Source organism: Rhizobium sp. CC-YZS058 (assembly GCF_034720595.1).
Classification (GTDB): Bacteria; Pseudomonadota; Alphaproteobacteria; order Rhizobiales; family Rhizobiaceae; genus Ferranicluibacter.
Genome location: NZ_JAYESJ010000001.1, coordinates 2,456,791 through 2,473,932, shown reverse-complemented (window position 1 = coordinate 2,473,932; position 17,142 = coordinate 2,456,791). Strand labels below are relative to the sequence as shown.

Here is a 17,142-nt window from a genome sequence, read left to right as displayed (position 1 = left end):
CGGAAATGGAACAGTCTCCTTCGGACTACGGAGTGTCGTGCCGCGATTCCAGGCTCGGGCAGCGGCCTTGTCGATCCTAACGATCTCGTCGCGCGACCGTCGAACGCGGCCAATTGCCGCCTGACGCCGCACCCAGAACTCGGTCATCGCGCATCTCTGCCATGGCTCGATTTTCGCGACATCGCCGACGACATAGAGCATCCGGGATGGCTCATGTAAACCCTCCGAACGCGGAGATCGTTCTCGGTCAGGCAGAGGGACGGGAAAAGTCGCGGTCCTGGTGGCCGAACTCCTCGCCTCACGCGTCGCCCGGCATGCGCTCGTCATGGAGGGGCGGACGCTGGCAGACGGTCGGCGACGAGGTGAAAGCCTCATCGAAATCATCGGGGCAAATCGAGCTGGGCACCGATTGTCGGAGGGTGGAATAGGCTTTGCGATAGAACGCGGCAGCCACGTCGGTGGCGGCCTGTGTCGCCTGGGTCACCTGTCGCCTGGGTCACCTTGATGGGAGGCGGCTTCGCGGCAGGCCGATGGGACTGCTCGCCGAACACCTCCGGCCCGTCGCGGGCCGCGCTATGACGGCACCACGACACGTTGATGCACCGCCTCCGGATCCGTCATCGTCAGAGGTAGAAATCCCCGCTGACCAGTTTGGCGACATCCTTGAGATAGATGGCAAAATCGGCCTTTCCGTCGCCATTGACGTCGCCGTAGACCTGGACGCCCGAAGAGTCCGCTTCGTACCGCAGCTGCCCGTGCTTGCCCGAGAAGTCCTTGTCCCCGATGAAAGCAAAGGCCTGATCGCCAGAAGCCTTCGAGTTCGCATCGATCGCACGCAGGTCGATATGGTCGCCCTTTTCGAAGTCGTAGATCGTATCGCGACCGCTGGCTGCGACGGTGCTTTCCTTGATGTTCTTGAAGAGGAAGGTATCGGCGTCTGCACCCCCGAAGAGCTTATCCGCGCCCATGCCGCCGTGCAGAAGGTCCTTCCCGGCGTTGCCGTAGATCATATCGTTCCCGTTCCCACCGTAGAGCTTGTCCGAGCCGTCATTGCCAACGATGACGTCCTTAGACGACTGGCCGCGAATGACATCAGCGCTCGTGCCGCCCACCAGATGCCCGCCGACGCTGGCAGCCTTATCAGGGACAGCGCTTTTGCCGGTCGTTTCAATGATCAGGGGATGGTCGGATATATCGACCTTGATCTCGCGCACACCGAAATAAGTCTTGATCGCGTTCTTGCCGAGCAGCGGATCATAGACGGACACGATGCTCTCGACCGATCCGAAGGTAACAGTGACCGTCGTCGTGGGAGCAAGCACGCCTGTCTTGGTGTTCTGGTTCCAGAGAGTCGGTTCCGACCAGACGATGAGATCGACCGACCCGTTCCCTTTCGACAGAACCATGTCCTGACCTTTAAGCGGCATCCCCTTCAGCGAGTAGGTGAACGAGGCATTCGTCACCGGAGCCTTTAGCGAGCTGTCATTGGCGAGGATCGTCGTCATGTTGTGGATGGCGGTCGCGGCGAGCTTGGGGGTGCCATCGGCATTGAACAACCCGAAATGGCTGTTCGCGCTGCCCGGAGTGAGGTCCGGCCGAAAATCGAAGAGCTCGTAGAGATAGGTCTTGCTAACGCCCTTGTCGAAGGCCGAGGCGAGCGTGTTCAAGGTGTATTTTGCCTGAACGATGTGGGAAACACCGTTGTACCAGTAATTGTCGAGGGTCGTATATCCAGCCTCGGTAATGACCACGGGCTTGTTCGGCGCGGAGATTTTGGCAAAGCCGATGAGATAGTCGAGCCCTGCCGAGATCGTAGTCGTCGACATCACGTAAGCATGTGCGTTGGCGAAGTCGGTGTGACCGGAGAGATTGCCCAACTGCTTGTATTGATTGGCATCGGTCGAACCGAGGCTGACGTTGTAGATGTCCTTGTCTTTCAAGAGAGACGACTTGTTGATCGCAGCATAGAGCTGCTTCTGGACCTCGGCGCCCGAGGCAATGGTTTTCACGCCCTTGACATTCACGGCGTAGATATTGACCTCGTTCGGTCCTTCGATCGCGGCGATCGAGCCTGGGTGCGCTTTCTCGAATTTTTCGAGGCCCTTGATGAACGCTGCGACATCCACGGTCTTTTCGATCCAGTGAGGAATCGGAACGAAATCGAACTTGATGCCCGCATTTGCCAAAGCATTGATATTGTTCAACCCAAGACTGGTCTCGGCGTAATGGTTGCGCAGGTAGCTGACACCGAGATAATTCATCGCGGAGACAGTGCTGTTTGGATTGGCATAGGCAGACCCAGCTTGTTCGACGTGGCCGTTGACGCCGATGGACGCGATGAACGCCTCGGTGGATGCCATGCTGCTGATCTTGATCGTCGTCATTCTGATGCCCCTGCTTGGTAGAGCCCAAGATGGCGGCGGAGTTCTAACGGACCGAAATGCCGAAGCTGAAGATTTTAACGACCTGTTCGAATCTCAGAAAAAACGGCTGACCTGGATGGGTTCGGCAGCCGGCAGGGCTTGACTGCGGGATCTGAAAGCGTCCGCTCGTTCGGAAGCGCCACGAAATGAACCACGCAGACCTTGAAGGATCTCCGTCTTGCTCGAACGCGTCACCTCCTCACCGTGCTCCCTTCTCCAATTCTCGCTGCAACGACTGGCTGGGCGGATACCGCCCCGTATACTCGGCCATTCCGACATCTCCTGTGGTCGACATCCGAGGATTTGCAGGCTAAAGCCGCCCTGCCGACGGATCGCGAGGTCGGCCGACCGCCGTTCATTGCCCGCCTCGGAGCGTCCATGCACTATCTTGTCACCGGCTCAGCAGGCTTCATCGGCTACCACCTCAGCCGTCGGCTTCTGCAGGAAGGGCATCATGTCGTCGGCTTCGACGGGCTGACTCCCTACTACGACGTCGAGCTCAAGAGGCGCCGGCATCAGGACTTGAGCCAGTTCGCGGCCTTCACGCCGGTGATCGGACGCCTGGAGGATCGCGACGCGCTTCTCCGAGCGGTCGCGGGATCGGCGCCGGATGTCATCCTCCACCTCGCAGCGCAGGCCGGTGTGCGCTACAGTCTGCAGGACCCCGAAAGCTACGTCTCGTCGAACCTGATCGGCACCTTTAACATCCTCGAGCTGGCAAGACAGGTGCGACCGGGCCATCTCCTGATGGCGTCGACCTCGTCGATCTACGGTGCGAACACCAAGGTTCCTTTCTCCGAAGGGGATAAAGCCGACGAGCCGCTGACGATCTATGCGGCGACAAAAAAATCGTCCGAGCTGATGGCGCATAGCCATGCCCATCTCTACCGCGTTCCGACGACCGCGTTCCGGTTCTTCACGGTGTACGGCCCCTGGGGCCGTCCGGATATGGCGCTCTTCCGCTTCGTCGAGGCGATCCGCAAGGGTATGCCCATCGACGTCTATGGCGAAGGGAAGATGACGCGCGATTTCACCTATATCGATGATATCGTCGAAGGCATCCTGCGGCTTGCGGCGCTTCCTCCAAACACCGCCGTTTCGTCACCATCGACTGAGCAGGACAGCCTGTCTCCCCAGGCGCCGTTCCGGGTCGTCAATATCGGTGGCGGCCGTCCGGTCGAACTCTTCCGCTTCATCGACATCATCGAAACCTGCCTCGGACGGCGCGCCGTGCGGCATCTCCTGCCGATGCAGCAGGGAGACGTTCCGCATACATTTGCCTCTCCGGACTTGATGCAGGCTCTGACCGGCTTCCGACCCCAGATCGATATCGAAGAAGGCGTTCGTCGCTTCGTCGCGTGGCATCTTGCCACGTATCAGGACGGCTTCTAACGGATATCGATTCCTTTAAGTCTGCCCGATACCATGCGCGCCGGAGAGGGCGGGCCTTGCGCGTTCTGCAATCCGGCGCGCGCACCCTGTGTAGGTCCTGATGATTCTTGTTCGGCGGATTTTGTCGGTTGCGGCTTCTTTCGTGATCCTGCTCGCGCTCACGATCTATGGCGCGGTCGAGCCTGCGACCTATCTCTCCCTGACACTGGTGATGGGGGGCATTCTCCTCGCCGGCGTCAGCCTCTTCGGCCTTCCGGCAAAGCCCAAATCGGCCATTCTAGTTACGGTGGGGATCGCCGCTGCTGTTACAGTCTGGGTCGTGGCGCAGACGACGCCGCTGCCTGCGAAATTCATGAGCGACGACGCATGGCGGGAGCTGGCGGAACCTGCGGCCGGGGTGATCTCGCTCTCACCAGGCGATGATCTCGCCGCCCTGCTGAAGGTGCTGCTGCCCTTCGCGGGCTTCCTCGTGACCCTCATCCTGTTCGACACGGATGAACGGGCGTTGGGCTTCCTGAGACTGCTCGTGCTCGGCGCTGCCATCCTTGCGGCCGTGGCGCTGGCTCAATTTTTCGAAGACCCCGGGAGCTTGCTGTTCGTAGAAAAACGTTTCTACCGCGATAGTTTTACCGGCTTCTTCGTGAACAGAAACACTGCCGCGACTTTTTTTGCGACGGCGTTGCTCGCTTCGATTGCCCTGACGCTCAGAACGCTGAAACGCATTCCTGTTGCGGCTCTGACTGTCGCGTGGAACACTGTCGGGCCTCTCTCGCCGGTCGCCCGTTCGGCGCTGCTTCGCGCGGGCTTCAGCCTGTTCCTCACCTTGGTGCTGCTGGTCGCGCTCGTGCTGACCAAGTCGCGGGCGGGGATCGGATGCTTCGTCGTCGCCCTCGGTGTCCTGATGCTGATCCGGACGTTCGGATCCCGCAAGCATGGAGCAGCGTCCGGTACGACGCCCGTTCAGATCTGGCGACGGCGCGCGGGTGTCGGACTGGCACTGATTGCCGTGCTGTTCTCCATCAACCTCGTCTTCGGTCAGGTCCTGCTCAGGGCGCAAACGGCCAGCACGACCGACCCAAGGTTCTGCGTGATCCCCGCGATCGCCAGGGCCGTCCTCGACCATCTCCCGGCCGGTTCGGGGCTGGCCAGCTTCCGCACCGTCTTTCCGGCCTATCGCGACGCATCCTGCGGCATCGCGTTCGTCTGGGACATGGCGCACAATGTTTATCTGGAAGGGCTGCTCTCGCTGGGCCTGCTCTTCCCTGTCGTACTCCTTTGCGCCCTTTATACCCTCTCCAGGATCTTCGTGCTCGGGATGAAGACACGGCGGCGCTACCGCTTCGCTCCGCAACTGGGCTTGGCGGTCCTGCTTCTGGTCGTTCTCCACTCCGCTCTGGACTTTTCCATCCAGATCCCAGGCTACGCCCTTTATTTTGCTACAATTTTAGGCTGTCTGGTTACCATATCGACCGGCGGCGGAGCCGCCAAACGAGAAGACATGGACGGGTCGGCGTCGACGTGAATGCTGCACTGCAAAAAAATGTTGGATTCCTGATCAAGTGTTGTGGCATAACCCCTCAGACACTTGGATGATGATGCACTCCGCGGTGAGCGTAGGTCCGAGCCGCTTGGTGAAGTCGCAGAAATCGTAGATAATCACCCGAACGCCAGCGGGTTCGCACGGACGCAAGCCCGATTCGACGCGACTGGTACCATTTGACACTCGCGATGGCGGAGAAACTGGGCGTTCGCACAGTCTTCCGCATCGCCGATGAAGTGGAGACCGCCTTTGCAGCTGTTACAGCGCGACTTGTTGTCAAGCACGCAGGAGGACCGTCGTGGGTCCGAATCCACGGCGGAACTGATCGATCTCGACTCGATCCTCAGGGTCGCGCGCAGGCAGTGGATGCTGGTGGCACTCGGTCTCGCAGCAGGCGCCGTCGTCGGGCTGATCTACATCTTCACCGCCGTTCCGCTCTACACGGCGAGCACGAGTATTCTGATCGACCGTGGAAACCGGGAGGTGATCGAACAACTGACTGCCCCGAGCATGCTGGGCGAAGACGAGGCCACCGTTCTCAGCGAGGTCGAGCTTCTGAAGTCGGACAGCATCGCCTTGTCCGTGGTCGACAAGCTCGATCTGACCAATGAACCGCTGTTCACAGCGCCCAAGGCCTCCGCGCTTTCGGCGGTCCGCTCGATGATCCGGTCGGCAATCTCGCTGGTCATTCCGCGACAGGAAGGGGCCGTCGATCGGGAGCAGCTTCGCCAGGGCGTCGCAGCCAGTTTGCAGGCCAATCTCGGCGTCATGCGCGTCGGTCGGACCTATGTGCTTGAGGTCAGCTACACCTCTCCGTCGTCCGCGCTTTCCGCACGCGTCGTCAACGCCTTCAGCGATGCCTATCTGGTCGACAAGCTGAACGCGAAATATGAAGCGACGCGGCGGGCGGGCACTTGGCTGCAGGACCGGATTGCCGAACTGCGCCAGAAAGCGCTAGAGACGGACCTGGCCGTCCAGAAATTTCGCTCCGCGAACGGGCTCGTCTCGATGGGGACGGGGACGACGAGCACGCTCATCTCCGACCAGAAGCTCTCGGAACTGAACAGTGCGCTCATCGAGGCTCAGGGCCAGACGGCGCGCATGCGCGCCCGCTACGAAAGCGTCCAGGCGATCATCGCCTCCGGCCGGATGGAGGCGATCGTCACCGACGTTCTGGGCAGCTCCGTCTCGAATGATCTTCGCCAGAAATATCTGGAAGCGTCGAAGCGGGAAGCCGAGATCTCGGCCAGACTTGGCCCCAACCACGAACAGGCCGTCCGCCTCCGCAGCGAAATGAGCGAATACCGTCGCCTTCTGTTCGAAGAGCTGAACCGGATCGGTCAGAGCTACAAGAGCGACCTCGACGTCGCCGAGGCGCAGGAGCGGAGCCTGGCGGAGAGCGTCTCGTCGGCAACGGGCGTCAGCGCTCTGGCCAGCGAGACCCAGGTCCAGCTTCGCGAACTCGAGCGGGAAGCGGAAACCTACAAGAATCTCTACCAGACCTTCCTGGAACGCTATCAGGCAACCGTCCAGCAGCAGTCTTTCCCGATCACCGAGGCGCGTGTGATTACGGCCGCAACGCAGCCGACCATTCCCAGCCACCCGAAGAAGCCGTTGGCTTTGGCTCTGTTCATCATTCTGGGCATCGCCGCCGGCAGCTTGGCAGGCGCCTTCCGCGAGTTTCGCGATCGCTTCTTCCGGACCGGCGAGCAGGTCCGCGACAGCCTCGAACTGGAGTTTCTGGGCACGGCTCCGCTCGTGCCGAGCAAGGATCTCGCTCCGCCGAAGGTCGTGGATGGCGATCCGAGAGCGGTGCGCAAGATCTCGAGCATCTACAGCTACACGACCGAGCATCCGCTCTCTTCCTTCGCGGAGACCTTGCGAAGCGTGAAGATTGCCGCGGACCTGTCCTTCCCCGGCAAGGACTGCAAGATCATCGGCGTCATCTCGGCCCTGCCGGGCGAAGGCAAGTCGACCGTGTCGATCAATCTTGCCGAGCTCCTGGCCTCTCAGGGATCGCGCACGCTGCTGATTGATGCCGACCTTCGCAATCCGGGTGCGACGCGCGCCATGGGCCAACATGCGAACGAAGGCCTGATGGAGGTTCTGCTCGAGCAGACCGACGTGAAGAACGTGGTCTTGCATAATCCCGCAACCGGGCTTCGCTTCCTGCCGGCGGTGATCAAGCATCGTGTGCCCCACTCCTCCGAACTCTTGGGTTCAGCGGCGATGCGGAAACTCTTAACCGATGTCAGCGGCTTCACCGATTACATCATCGTCGACCTGCCGCCGCTTGGTCCGGTCGTCGATGCACGGGCGATTGCGCCGCGGCTCGATGGCTTCCTCTTCGTGACCGAATGGGGCAAGACGGCGCGTCGCGTCGTCAAGCATCTGCTCGATGTCGATCCGATTATTCGTGAGAAATGCCTGGGTGTCGTTCTCAATAAGGTCGACCAGGAGAAGATGAAGCTGTATCGCACTTACGGCTCCACCGAATTCTACCAGTCACGCTATATGAGCTATTATCAGGACGGCAAGTAAACGGTGCATGGGGCGCTTCGCAGGCTGAGCATTCTCCTTATCCAGGCCATGGCACTGTGTATCGTGCTTTTGGCCTGGATGGTGCTCCGGGAGGAGGTGGAGGCGGAACCCTTCGTCTCGCTGGCGCAACGTATCGAAAGCGGCAAGACGGTCGATCCGAACTATGTCATAGACCTGGCCGACACGGTTCTCGCCTTTCCGCAGGACGGGCGGTGCGCGTCGCAAACCGTGAAAGCCGGCTTAACGATCCTGCTGAAACGGCTCGATACGCTGGATCCGAAGGCGCAAGCGCCGGCGTTCTTCGAAGCTTTGGCGCAGACACGCGCCTATGTCGACCACGCCTTGGCCTGTACTCCGGCAGACGGCAACCTTTGGCTCCGACGGGCGATGATTTCGCTGGCAGAGGGTCGAAACCCGGAGCTGGTGCGCGCGGACATGGAGCGCTCTCACCGCTTCGCACCGGCGGAGCAGAAGGTTCTCGGAGGGCGATTCGCTGTCTGGAACCGGTTGCCGATCACTGAACTCTCTCGCTCTACGCCTGTTCTCCTGGCAGACCTGAAGGTCATCTGCCGCTCGCCCGACTTCATGATCAAATTGCCCAAGGCGAGTGCCTCGCTCGAGCGTTTCCTTGACGCCCAGGCGCAGCGGACCAAGCAGACGGTCCAGACCAAGCCGGTCGCAAAGGTGCGGCGAAACGATCAGACAGGCCGAAAGGAAGGGCCCGGCCTGTGGTGCGAACAGCTCTCCCTTCCTAATTAAGGCTGAGACGCGACCGGCGTCGACCAGGCAGGACACACGCATGCAATGGACCGATCAGGCCATCATTCTCGGCGTCAAGCGGCATGGCGAGACATCGGTGATTGCCGAGGTGATGACGCAGGCGCGCGGGCGGCATCTGGGGCTGGTGCGGGGCGGGCGGTCTCGCAAGATGCAGCCGGTGCTCCAGCCGGGCAACGAGGTTGAGGTTACCTGGCGGGCCCGGCTCGACGAGCATCTCGGCGAGTTTCGCATCGAGCCCGTGGCGCTGCGTGCCGCACGGCTGATGGAAACGGCCACCGCCGTCTATGGCGTTCAGGCCATGGCAGCCCTTCTGCGCCTGCTGCCGGAGCGGGATCCGCACCCGCATCTCTATGACGCGCTGGCCGTCATTCTCGAAAATCTGCACGATCCGAGCGATGCGGGCGAGCTGGTGCTCCGCTTCGAGATCGCCGTCCTCGACGACCTCGGCTTCGGGCTCGATCTGTCGCGCTGCGCGGCGACGGGGGCGGAAGAGGACCTGGCTTTCGTGTCGCCGAAGTCCGGCCGGGCGGTCAGCCGCGTCGCCGGCGAGCCCTATCGCGATCGCCTGTTCTTCCTGCCGGCCTTCCTGCGCGGCCCCGGCCGCGCCGCCGATGCGGCGAGCCTGGCGGAAGCGTTCCGCATGACCGACTTCTTCCTGCATCGCCATGTCTACGAACCCCGCGGTCTTGCCGTCTCCCCGGCGCGGGACGGCTTCGTCCAGGCGGCCTTGAAGGCGCTGACCGCTCTTCCCAAGCCGGACCCTGCCGCGCCTGTTGCCAAGGAGAACGAACCGCTCGGATGAGCTGTTGTCGTTCCGGCTGTCCTCGACAACCGGCTTCTCGGCGGGAAACAGCGGCCGCTTTCGGAATGGGAGCAGCGGACCGCGCCGCATTTGCGTTCTCCGAGCCTGCGTCTTCCTCGGCACTCATCCTCTTGCGTTCCTCCTCCCGGGTTGCAGGGGCGTGGTGAAACCTGCGATAGAGCGGGGAGGGGTCAGAGACTGGCCTTGACGCGGCGTGCCCGGCGCGCCCTCGCATCATGGAACCCTGATGATCGAACTTCTCGTTCTTGCCGCCTTCATTCTGTCGCTCAACGCTTTCGTGCGCGCCCGGCGGGCGACGGAGCGGGTGGAGCGGGAGCTTCTGGCGCTGAAGGAAGAGGTCGCAGCCCTTCGGGCGGCAGGCGGTGTCGGCGGTGCGCCGAGGGTCCTCGTGCCGGAGGGGCAAGGTGCCGCGGCGACTGCAGTGCCGGCTGACCCTCAGGACCAGGGCGAAACCACGCCCGAGGCGCTACCCGGATCGGAGGCGGGCCGTGCCGCCGCGACGTCGATTGAAGCTCCGTCGGCGGTTCTGGCCGCAGTGTCGCCGCAGGCGGATCGTGATGGTGGGGTAGGGGAAGCGGCCTCGATTTCTCCTGAGCTTCAAGCCGCATCCACCGCGCCGAAGGGAGCGCTGTCGCTTGAAAGCCTGATGGGCGGCCGCTGGGCCGTCTGGGTCGGTGGCGTGGCGCTGGCGCTCGGCGGCGTGTTTCTGGTCAAGGTGTCGATCGATGCCGGACTGCTCGGGCCCGGCCCGCGCTTGATTCTGGCCAGTCTCTTCGGCCTCATGCTCTTCGGGGCGGGCGAGATCGTGCGGCGGCGCTCCGCATCGGCGACTTTGCCGGGTGAGACGGCCGCGGACCCTGCAGGCCGCAGCGTTTCTCAGGGTGCGGACGACGCGCTCTCGCGAGCAGACGCGTCGGCGTCGCGCCGGTGGCGCGCCATGACGCCCGTGGCGACCTCCGGGCTCATTCCAGGCGTTCTGACGGCGGCGGGTGCGGTCACTCTGCTGGGCGCTGCCTATGCCGCTCATGGCATCTATGGGTTCATTGGTCCCGGCCTCGCCTTCGTCGCCATGGCGGCCGTGTCCTTTGCCACGCTGGCGCTGTCGCTGCTGCATGGGCAGGCGCTCGCCGGCCTCGGTCTTGCGGCCTCCCTCCTGACGCCGGCTTTGATTTCCACCGAGGATCCGAGCGTCGAAACGCTGTTCGGCTTCCTGACGCTCGCCTGGCTGGCATCGCTGGTGGCTGCGCGGCTCGGCCGCTGGCGGATCGTTCCCGTTCTCGGCAATCTGGGGCTCGGCCTCTGGGCGCTGGCGACGCTGGTGACGGCCGATGTCGTCGCGCCGACGCCCTTGACGCTTGCCTTCCTCGTCGTGGTCGCCGGGCTCGGCTTCATCTGGCCGGCCGGCGCGGACGAGGTGGGTCGCCCGGCCGAGCCGGCTGCGGAGCCGGCGGTCGATGCGGCGCGCGAGGCGCCCGTTCCGGGTTCGGGCTTCTCGCGCCTGTTCATGGGCGGCGATCGCTCCGCCCGTCCGCCTCGCCAGCCGGGTCCCTGGCGGCGGCTGCTGCTGCCCCGGCATGGCTGGGTGGTCCTGTCCGGTGCGCTCGTGGTGCTCATGGTGGCGCTCGGCTATCTCACGCCGGATCTCCTTGCCGAACGGGACCCGACGCTGGATGCGGTTCTCCTGATCGCGACGCTGGCAGGGCTTTCCGCCTGGCGCAGCGGGGCGGCCTGGGCAGGGGGGCTTGCCGGCTTCGGCGCGGTCGCTGCCACGCTCGTCGCCGCCTCCACGCCGGCCTTGAACCTGCCGGTCGACCTCACCATCGCCCCCGGGGGTCCTCTGGAGCCCTCCGGTGAAGCGGCGCGCCCGATCGCCTTCGGCCTTTCGGCGATCTTTCTTCTCCTCTGCGGCTTGGTCGTCCGCCGCCGGCGCTTGCAGCCCGGTGCGGCGCTGACCTACTGGTCGGCGCTGACGGCGCTCGTCACCTTGGCAAGCCCCTCCATCACCTTCCTGATGATCGGCCTGTTCGGCCTGGATCTCGTCCATGGCGGCGCGGCGCTTGCCATGGCGGCTGCTCTCCTCGGGCTCGCCGCGCTGGCGGGGCCGGCGGCGGGTGCCGCCCAGGTCTGGCTGCTGGCCGGGGCTCTCGCGCAGCTCGTGCTCGCCGCCCATGCGCTGACCGAAGGGCTGGTCACGGCGCTGGTCATCTCGGCCGTCGCGGCGCTCTTTGCGCTCGCCGGCCGGCGGCTGGCCTGGCCGGGCCTGCCCTGGATGACCGCGCTCGGCCTGCTCGCCATTCTCGGCCGCATCGCCATCGAGCCGACGGTGGTGGGGCAAAGCGCGCTCGGGCGAACGCCCATCCTCAATGCCCTGCTGCCTGGCTATGGCGTGCCGGCGCTGGTGGCGCTCGGCGCCGCCTGGGCCTATCGCCACAGCGCCGATCGAAGGCTGCGCAATGTGCTGCAGGGGCTGGCAAGCCTGCTCGCGCTGCTGACACTGGCGATCCTCGCCCGCCACGCCATGAATGGCGGCCAGCTTTCGGGCGGCCCGCCGTCGCTTGGCGAGCAGTCGATCTATACGCTGCTGCTGATCGGTGCCTCCGGCATCATGATGCGGCTCGATCTCAGCCAGCCGAGTTCGGTGCTGCGCCTGGGCAGCCTCGGGCTCGGCATCGCCTCGCTGCTTTCGGTTCTGTCCGCCCATCTCATCGGCCTCAACCCCTATTGGTCAGGCGAACCGCTCGGCCGCTTCCCCGTCGTCGACCTGCTGCTGATCGGCTATCTCCTGCCGGCACTTGCCTATGCGGGCCTGGCGCGGTTTGCGCAGGGTCGGCGTCCCAGGGCCTTCATCGTTGCGCTCGGCATCGGGTCGGGGCTGCTCGGCTTTGCCTGGGCGACGCTCAGCGTGCGTCGCGCCTGGCAGGGGCAGGGCATTGCCGACTGGAAGGGCTTCCTTCCCGGCGAGACCTATACCTATTCCGTGGTCTGGCTGTTGCTCGGCGTGGCGCTCCTGGCGCTCAGCAGCCGCTTCCGCTCGGCAGGCCTGCGTATCGCCTCTGCCGTGCTCGTGGTGTTGACGGTCCTGAAGGTGTTCCTGATCGACATGTCGAACCTGGAAGGCCTGTTGCGGGCGCTGTCCTTCATCGGCCTCGGCGCCGTGCTGATCGGCATCGGCCTCGTCTACCAGAAGATCCTGACTGGCTCCAAATCGCCTGCCGAAAACGCATAAAATAAAGCATTGGCGGTGGTTTGCGCCGCCCGGCTCGCTTTCTTTCTCACCGTCATGACTCAGATTCAGAGGTTTCCCATGTATCTTGCCGGCCTGTTCCAGTATCCGCTGAAGAGCGGCCGTGCCATTGCGCGCCAGGCCGCCGATATCCGGCTGGACGGGATGAGCGGCGATCGCCGTCTCATGCTGGTCGATGACAAGGGGCAGGGCGTGACGCAGCGTGATCTGCCGGCGCTCGCTGCCGTCGTCGCCTCGGTGGAAGGCGATCAGGCGACCCTGCACTTCGGCGGGAACCAGGTTTCTGCATCCTTCGAGCCCACGCGCCGTCTCTCCGTCACCGTCTGGTCGAGCCCTGTCGATGCGGCCTTGGCGCCGGAGGCGGTGAATGCGACACTGTCGGGCTGGTTCAGCCAGTCCCTGCGGCTGGTGCAGATGGATGGGCAGGCGGCGCGCCTGGCGGGCGGCGACTGGGCGGGCGCACCGGTTCCGGTCGGCTTTGCCGATGAGTATCCGCTGCTTGTGACCACCACCGGCTCGCTCGCTGCGCTCAACGCCACGCTGGCGGAAAGGGGCGAGCCCGCGGTCGGCATGGATCGCTTCCGCACCAATCTGCTCATCGCGCACGATGTGCCCTGGGACGAGGATCTGTGGGAGGCGGTCGAAATCGGCGGCGTGCGCATCGACCTCGTCAAGCCCTGCACGCGCTGCATCGTCACCACGCAGGACCAGGAAACCGGCGCGCGGACGGGTGGCAATCCCATTCCCGCCCTGTCGCGCACCCGCATGTCGGGCGACCGGCGCGTGGTCGGCGTGCTGTTCGGCTGGAACGCCGTGCCGCGCGGCGAGGGGAGGCTGTCGGTCGGCGAACCGGTACGGGTGCTTTCCCGCCGGGCCGAAGCCTGGCCGATGCGCCAGCCCGGCCAGCGCCGCGAAGGCCCATGAATCAACAGCGCTGATGCTCCGGCAACCAAAATTCGTTTCTCTTAGTGTCGGCGACGCCTTACGGGTAAGACATCGACATTGGGGGCCTTCATGTCCGTTTCCTCATCGGCAGTCCTGCCGCGCCGCGCCGAGCCGCGCGGCCTGCCCTGGCTGATCATCACCGCGGGCGCGCTGGTGGCGCTGCTCACCTTCGGCCCGCGTTCGGCCATGGGCTTCTTCCAGTTGCCGATGCTCGGCGAGCTCGGTTGGGACCGCACCACCTTCGGCCTGGCCATGGCGCTGCAAAATCTCGCCTGGGGTGTCAGCCAGCCGATCTTCGGCGCCGTGGCGGACCGTTTCGGCACCTGGCGGGTGCTGCTGCTCTCGAGCCTGCTTTACGCAGCCGGGCTGCTGATCATGGCTTTCGCCACCGCGCCGATCTGGCTGCATGTCGGCGGCGGCATCCTGGTGGGGCTGGCGGTCGGCGCGGGGTCCTTCGGCATCATCCTTTCGGCCTTTGCCCGCAATGTCACGCCGCAGCAGCGCTCCATGGCCTTCGGCATCGGCACGGCGGCCGGCTCGGCCGGCATGTTCCTGTTCGCGCCGCTGAGCCAGGGCCTCATCTCCGCGCTCGGCTGGTCGGACAGCCTCGTCGTGCTCGGCGCGCTGATGCTGCTGATCCCGGTCATCGCCATTCCCCTGCGGGGCAATGCCAATTCCGGCAGCCAGAGCGAGGCGGCCTACAAACAGTCGATCGGCGAGGCGCTGAAGGAGGCGCTCGGGCATAAAAGCTATGTGCTGCTGGTTCTCGGCTTCTTCGTCTGCGGTTATCAGGTCGCCTTCATCACTGCTCATTTCCCAGCCTATATCGGCGATCTCGGCATCGATGCGCGCTATGCGGTCATCGCGCTGGCGCTGATCGGCTTCTTCAACATCATCGGCTCACTGTCCTCCGGCATCATCGGCCAGCACTATTCCAAGCCCAAGTTCCTCGCCTTCATCTATATCGCCCGCTCGATCGTCGTGTCCGGCTTCCTGTTGGTGCCGGCCTCGCCGACGACGGTGGTGCTCTTCGCCGTTCTGATGGGGCTTCTGTGGCTGTCCACCGTGCCGCCGACCAACGGCCTCGTCGCCATCATGTTCGGCACGCGGCATCTGGGTCTGCTCGGCGGCGTGGTCTTCCTCTCGCACCAGATCGGCTCCTTCCTGGGCGTCTGGCTTGGCGGCTATCTCTACGACCACTTCGGTTCCTACGACCCGGTCTGGTGGATCGGCGTGGCACTCGGTCTTGTTGCGGCGCTCGTTCATTGGCCGATCGAGGAGAAGCCGGTGGCTCGTCCGCAGGTCGCAGCCATTGCCTGACGGCTGGCGACGATTTCAAGCGAGGTCCGCTTGAATCCCGTCACAAAACCTTCTAAATCAAGTCAACCGGCCCTGCCGGTTTTCTTTGGTCCCACTTATGCTCAAAGTGAGCAAATAATGGGGCGGCAAGTCTTGGACGGGAGTGGATGGCGATGACGAGCGTGACGATGACCAGGCCGGTTCAGGCCGCTGCCTTTCCGCCCGGATCGGAAATCGTCCCGTCCGAACCTGCGAGCGCAGCGACGCGTTTTGGTGTTCTGCCGCGGCCCGATCTGACCTTTACGCCGGAGGTGGCGCGCGAGACCGAGCCGCTTTACCAGCGCGTCAAGGAGTTCATCCCCGCCGTCGAATGGCCGGTCTACGCACCCTACATCGCGGCCATCAACCGGCTGAAGCGCGAGCGGAATGCCGTGATCCTCGCGCACAACTACCAGACGCCGGAAATCTTCCATTGCGTCGCCGATATCGTCGGGGATTCGCTCCAGCTCGCGCGGGATGCAACCAGGGTCGATGCCGAGATCATCGTCCAGTGCGGCGTGCACTTCATGGCCGAGACCTCGAAGCTGCTCAATCCCCACAAGACCGTGCTGATCCCGGACGGCAAGGCCGGCTGTTCGCTGTCGGAGTCGATCACGGGTGCCGACGTCCGGCTGCTGAAAGCGCGCTACCCCGGCGTTCCCGTCGTCACCTATGTCAACACCTCCGCCGAGGTGAAGGCCGAAACCGATATCTGCTGCACCTCCTCCAACGTTCTCTCCGTGGTTGAGAGCCTGGAAAGCGACACGGTGCTCTGCATTCCGGACGAATATCTGGCGATGAACGTCGCGCGGCAGACGCGCAAGAAGATCCTGACCTGGAAGGGTCATTGCGAGGTGCATGAGCGCTTCACCGCTCAAGAACTGCTCGCCTTCAAGGAGGCCCATCCCGGTCTCGAGATCATCGGCCATCCGGAATGTCACCCGGATGTGATCGCGGTGTGCGATTTCGCGGGCTCGACGGCCGGCATGATCAACTACGTCAAGGACAACCGGCCGGCGAAGGTTCTGCTCGTGACCGAGTGCTCGATGGCGTCCAACATCCAGGCGGAGGTGGAGGGTGTCGCGTTCATCAAGCCCTGCAATCTCTGCCCGCACATGAAGCGCATCACCCTGCCCAAGATCCTCGACAGCCTGTTGACGCTGACGGAAGAGGTCACGATCGACCCCACCATCGCCGACCGCGCCCGGCTCGCGGTGGAGCGGATGGTGGCGCTGAGCCGATAGGTGGTTGAGCGATGGGTGATATTCGTCTAGATTTCGCGTCGAAAGGGGAACCTCCATGTCAGGTCCATTGCCGCCGCTCCTCTAAAGGTCATGCGCTCCTGCCATCGGCGGGTTCGGCCAGCGTGCCACCGCGGCTTGAGACGTCGTCTCGGACGCTGAGCGCGCTGAGCTTCGTCGCAAGCACCTCCTGCTTCTGTCTGATCATCTCGCTCAGAGCGGCATCCCGCTTTACGAAGTGGTGGCGCTTGGCGATTTCCGAGGCAGCAAGTTCTGCGAAGAGCCGCGTGGTCAATCCGATTTTATGCCACTGCAGCAGCGTTTTGAGCTTCCGCGCCTTCGTCATCGTCGCGAAGTCGTCGGTACCGAGAAACAGGGTCATTCGCTCGTACAGTTCGCTGTTCGCCGTGTACCCGCGGACACATCGAAGCTCGCTGGAGCTCAGCCGATGAAGAAACGGCTTGATCTCGTCGATATCGAGCCTCTCGGAATGGCCCACGAAGAAGCGGAAATCATCCGGCCCATTCGAGACCATGTCCATGTAGATCCTGATATGCGCGTCGTCGAAGTGCATGTCGAATCCACTTCGCCAGAGTTCGACATCGTTGTGGAACCGGATGATCGCCGATCGGCGCTTGCGGTGATCCATCCAGAGCGTCACGGCTGCACTGATCACGCCTTTGAGAAGATACCGCAGCATCGCGATGATCGCCGTGACGATCAACGCGAGGATCGTCGCGTCGGTGTGCGTGTCAGGGAAGCGGAAGAGAGCAGTGGTCGACGCGATGAGCCGATCCATGTCGGCCAGAAAATGTTCGAGCATGGGTCGCACTTCCCCATCATGACACCGCGTCGAGCATCACATGAAAACATTC

Annotated in this window: 13 protein-coding genes; 10 read left to right on the top strand and 3 right to left on the bottom strand. The window is 63.7% G+C overall.

All coding sequences use genetic code 11. The annotated features are described in order from the left end of the window. Nucleotides 1-298: 298 nt before the first annotated feature. Both U8330_RS11940 and U8330_RS11935 read right to left on the bottom strand, forming a co-directional pair. Complete coding sequence (locus U8330_RS11940; RefSeq protein WP_323105494.1) at nt 299-484, bottom strand: hypothetical protein; 186 nt, start codon at nt 482-484, stop codon at nt 299-301. A 139-nt stretch (nt 485-623) separates the two neighbouring features. Next, a complete protein-coding gene (locus U8330_RS11935) occupies nt 624-2,360 on the bottom strand; it encodes a hypothetical protein (RefSeq protein WP_323105493.1) in 1,737 nt (578 codons plus the stop codon). On the opposite strand from U8330_RS11935, the gene U8330_RS11930 reads away from it, so the two are divergent. The 10 genes from U8330_RS11930 (at nt 2,338) to nadA (ending at nt 16,270) form a co-directional block, all read left to right on the top strand. Further along, on the top strand, nt 2,338-2,526 hold the full coding sequence (locus U8330_RS11930) for a hypothetical protein (protein ID WP_323105492.1): 189 nt from the start codon (nt 2,338-2,340) through the stop codon (nt 2,524-2,526). The two genes, U8330_RS11935 and U8330_RS11930, sit on opposite strands and share 23 nt — an antisense overlap. A gap of 275 nt (nt 2,527-2,801) precedes the next feature. Beyond that, nucleotides 2,802-3,815: an NAD-dependent epimerase/dehydratase family protein gene (locus U8330_RS11925; protein ID WP_323107269.1), complete on the top strand. Its 1,014-nt coding sequence runs from the start codon at nt 2,802-2,804 to the stop codon at nt 3,813-3,815. 100 nt (nt 3,816-3,915) lie between these two features. Beyond that, nucleotides 3,916-5,337, top strand: a complete 1,422-nt coding sequence (locus U8330_RS11920) for an O-antigen ligase family protein (RefSeq protein ID WP_323105491.1) — start codon at nt 3,916-3,918, stop codon at nt 5,335-5,337. Between the two features lie 249 nt (nt 5,338-5,586). Next, nucleotides 5,587-7,896 carry a polysaccharide biosynthesis tyrosine autokinase gene (locus U8330_RS11915; RefSeq protein WP_416236849.1) on the top strand — a complete coding sequence of 770 codons (2,310 nt, stop codon included), beginning with the start codon at nt 5,587-5,589 and terminating at the stop codon, nt 7,894-7,896. Nucleotides 7,897-7,944: 48 nt separating this feature from the next. Further along, nucleotides 7,945-8,655, top strand: a complete 711-nt coding sequence (locus U8330_RS11910) for a hypothetical protein (protein ID WP_323105489.1) — start codon at nt 7,945-7,947, stop codon at nt 8,653-8,655. A gap of 40 nt (nt 8,656-8,695) precedes the next feature. Next, nucleotides 8,696-9,478, top strand: a complete 783-nt coding sequence (recO, locus tag U8330_RS11905) for a DNA repair protein RecO (protein WP_323105488.1) — start codon at nt 8,696-8,698, stop codon at nt 9,476-9,478. A gap of 247 nt (nt 9,479-9,725) precedes the next feature. Further along, nucleotides 9,726-12,725: a DUF2339 domain-containing protein gene (locus U8330_RS11900; protein ID WP_323105487.1), complete on the top strand. Its 3,000-nt coding sequence runs from the start codon at nt 9,726-9,728 to the stop codon at nt 12,723-12,725. A 78-nt stretch (nt 12,726-12,803) separates the two neighbouring features. After that, nucleotides 12,804-13,667, top strand: a complete 864-nt coding sequence (locus U8330_RS11895; protein ID WP_323105486.1) for an MOSC domain-containing protein — start codon at nt 12,804-12,806, stop codon at nt 13,665-13,667. Nucleotides 13,668-13,757: 90 nt separating this feature from the next. Beyond that, nucleotides 13,758-15,008, top strand: a complete 1,251-nt coding sequence (locus U8330_RS11890; RefSeq protein ID WP_323105485.1) for an MFS transporter — start codon at nt 13,758-13,760, stop codon at nt 15,006-15,008. Between the two features lie 146 nt (nt 15,009-15,154). Next, the gene (nadA, locus tag U8330_RS11885) at nt 15,155-16,270 is read left to right on the top strand and encodes a quinolinate synthase NadA (protein WP_416236848.1); all 1,116 of its coding nucleotides are present in this window, start codon (nt 15,155-15,157) and stop codon (nt 16,268-16,270) included. A gap of 88 nt (nt 16,271-16,358) precedes the next feature. Here the strand turns inward: nadA and U8330_RS11880 are convergent, their stop codons facing one another. Further along, nucleotides 16,359-17,090 carry a hypothetical protein gene (locus U8330_RS11880; RefSeq protein ID WP_323105484.1) on the bottom strand — a complete coding sequence of 244 codons (732 nt, stop codon included), beginning with the start codon at nt 17,088-17,090 and terminating at the stop codon, nt 16,359-16,361. Nucleotides 17,091-17,142 lie beyond the last annotated feature (52 nt).

Excerpts from the sequence above, each read along its gene's own strand:
- U8330_RS11930 (WP_323105492.1), top strand. The coding sequence starts at position 2,338 with ATGAACGCCTCGGTGGATGCCATGCTGCTGATCTTGATCGTCGTCATT.
- U8330_RS11935 (WP_323105493.1), bottom strand. The coding sequence starts at position 2,360 with ATGGCATCCACCGAGGCGTTCATCGCGTCCATCGGCGTCAACGGCCAC.
- U8330_RS11925 (WP_323107269.1), top strand. The coding sequence starts at position 2,802 with ATGCACTATCTTGTCACCGGCTCAGCAGGCTTCATCGGCTACCACCTC.
- U8330_RS11920 (WP_323105491.1), top strand. The coding sequence starts at position 3,916 with ATGATTCTTGTTCGGCGGATTTTGTCGGTTGCGGCTTCTTTCGTGATC.
- U8330_RS11915 (WP_416236849.1), top strand. The coding sequence starts at position 5,587 with ATGAAGTGGAGACCGCCTTTGCAGCTGTTACAGCGCGACTTGTTGTCA.
- U8330_RS11910 (WP_323105489.1), top strand. The coding sequence starts at position 7,945 with ATGGCACTGTGTATCGTGCTTTTGGCCTGGATGGTGCTCCGGGAGGAG.
- recO (WP_323105488.1), top strand. The coding sequence starts at position 8,696 with ATGCAATGGACCGATCAGGCCATCATTCTCGGCGTCAAGCGGCATGGC.
- U8330_RS11900 (WP_323105487.1), top strand. The coding sequence starts at position 9,726 with ATGATCGAACTTCTCGTTCTTGCCGCCTTCATTCTGTCGCTCAACGCT.
- U8330_RS11895 (WP_323105486.1), top strand. The coding sequence starts at position 12,804 with ATGTATCTTGCCGGCCTGTTCCAGTATCCGCTGAAGAGCGGCCGTGCC.
- U8330_RS11890 (WP_323105485.1), top strand. The coding sequence starts at position 13,758 with ATGTCCGTTTCCTCATCGGCAGTCCTGCCGCGCCGCGCCGAGCCGCGC.
- nadA (WP_416236848.1), top strand. The coding sequence starts at position 15,155 with ATGGCGATGACGAGCGTGACGATGACCAGGCCGGTTCAGGCCGCTGCC.
- U8330_RS11880 (WP_323105484.1), bottom strand. The coding sequence starts at position 17,090 with ATGCTCGAACATTTTCTGGCCGACATGGATCGGCTCATCGCGTCGACC.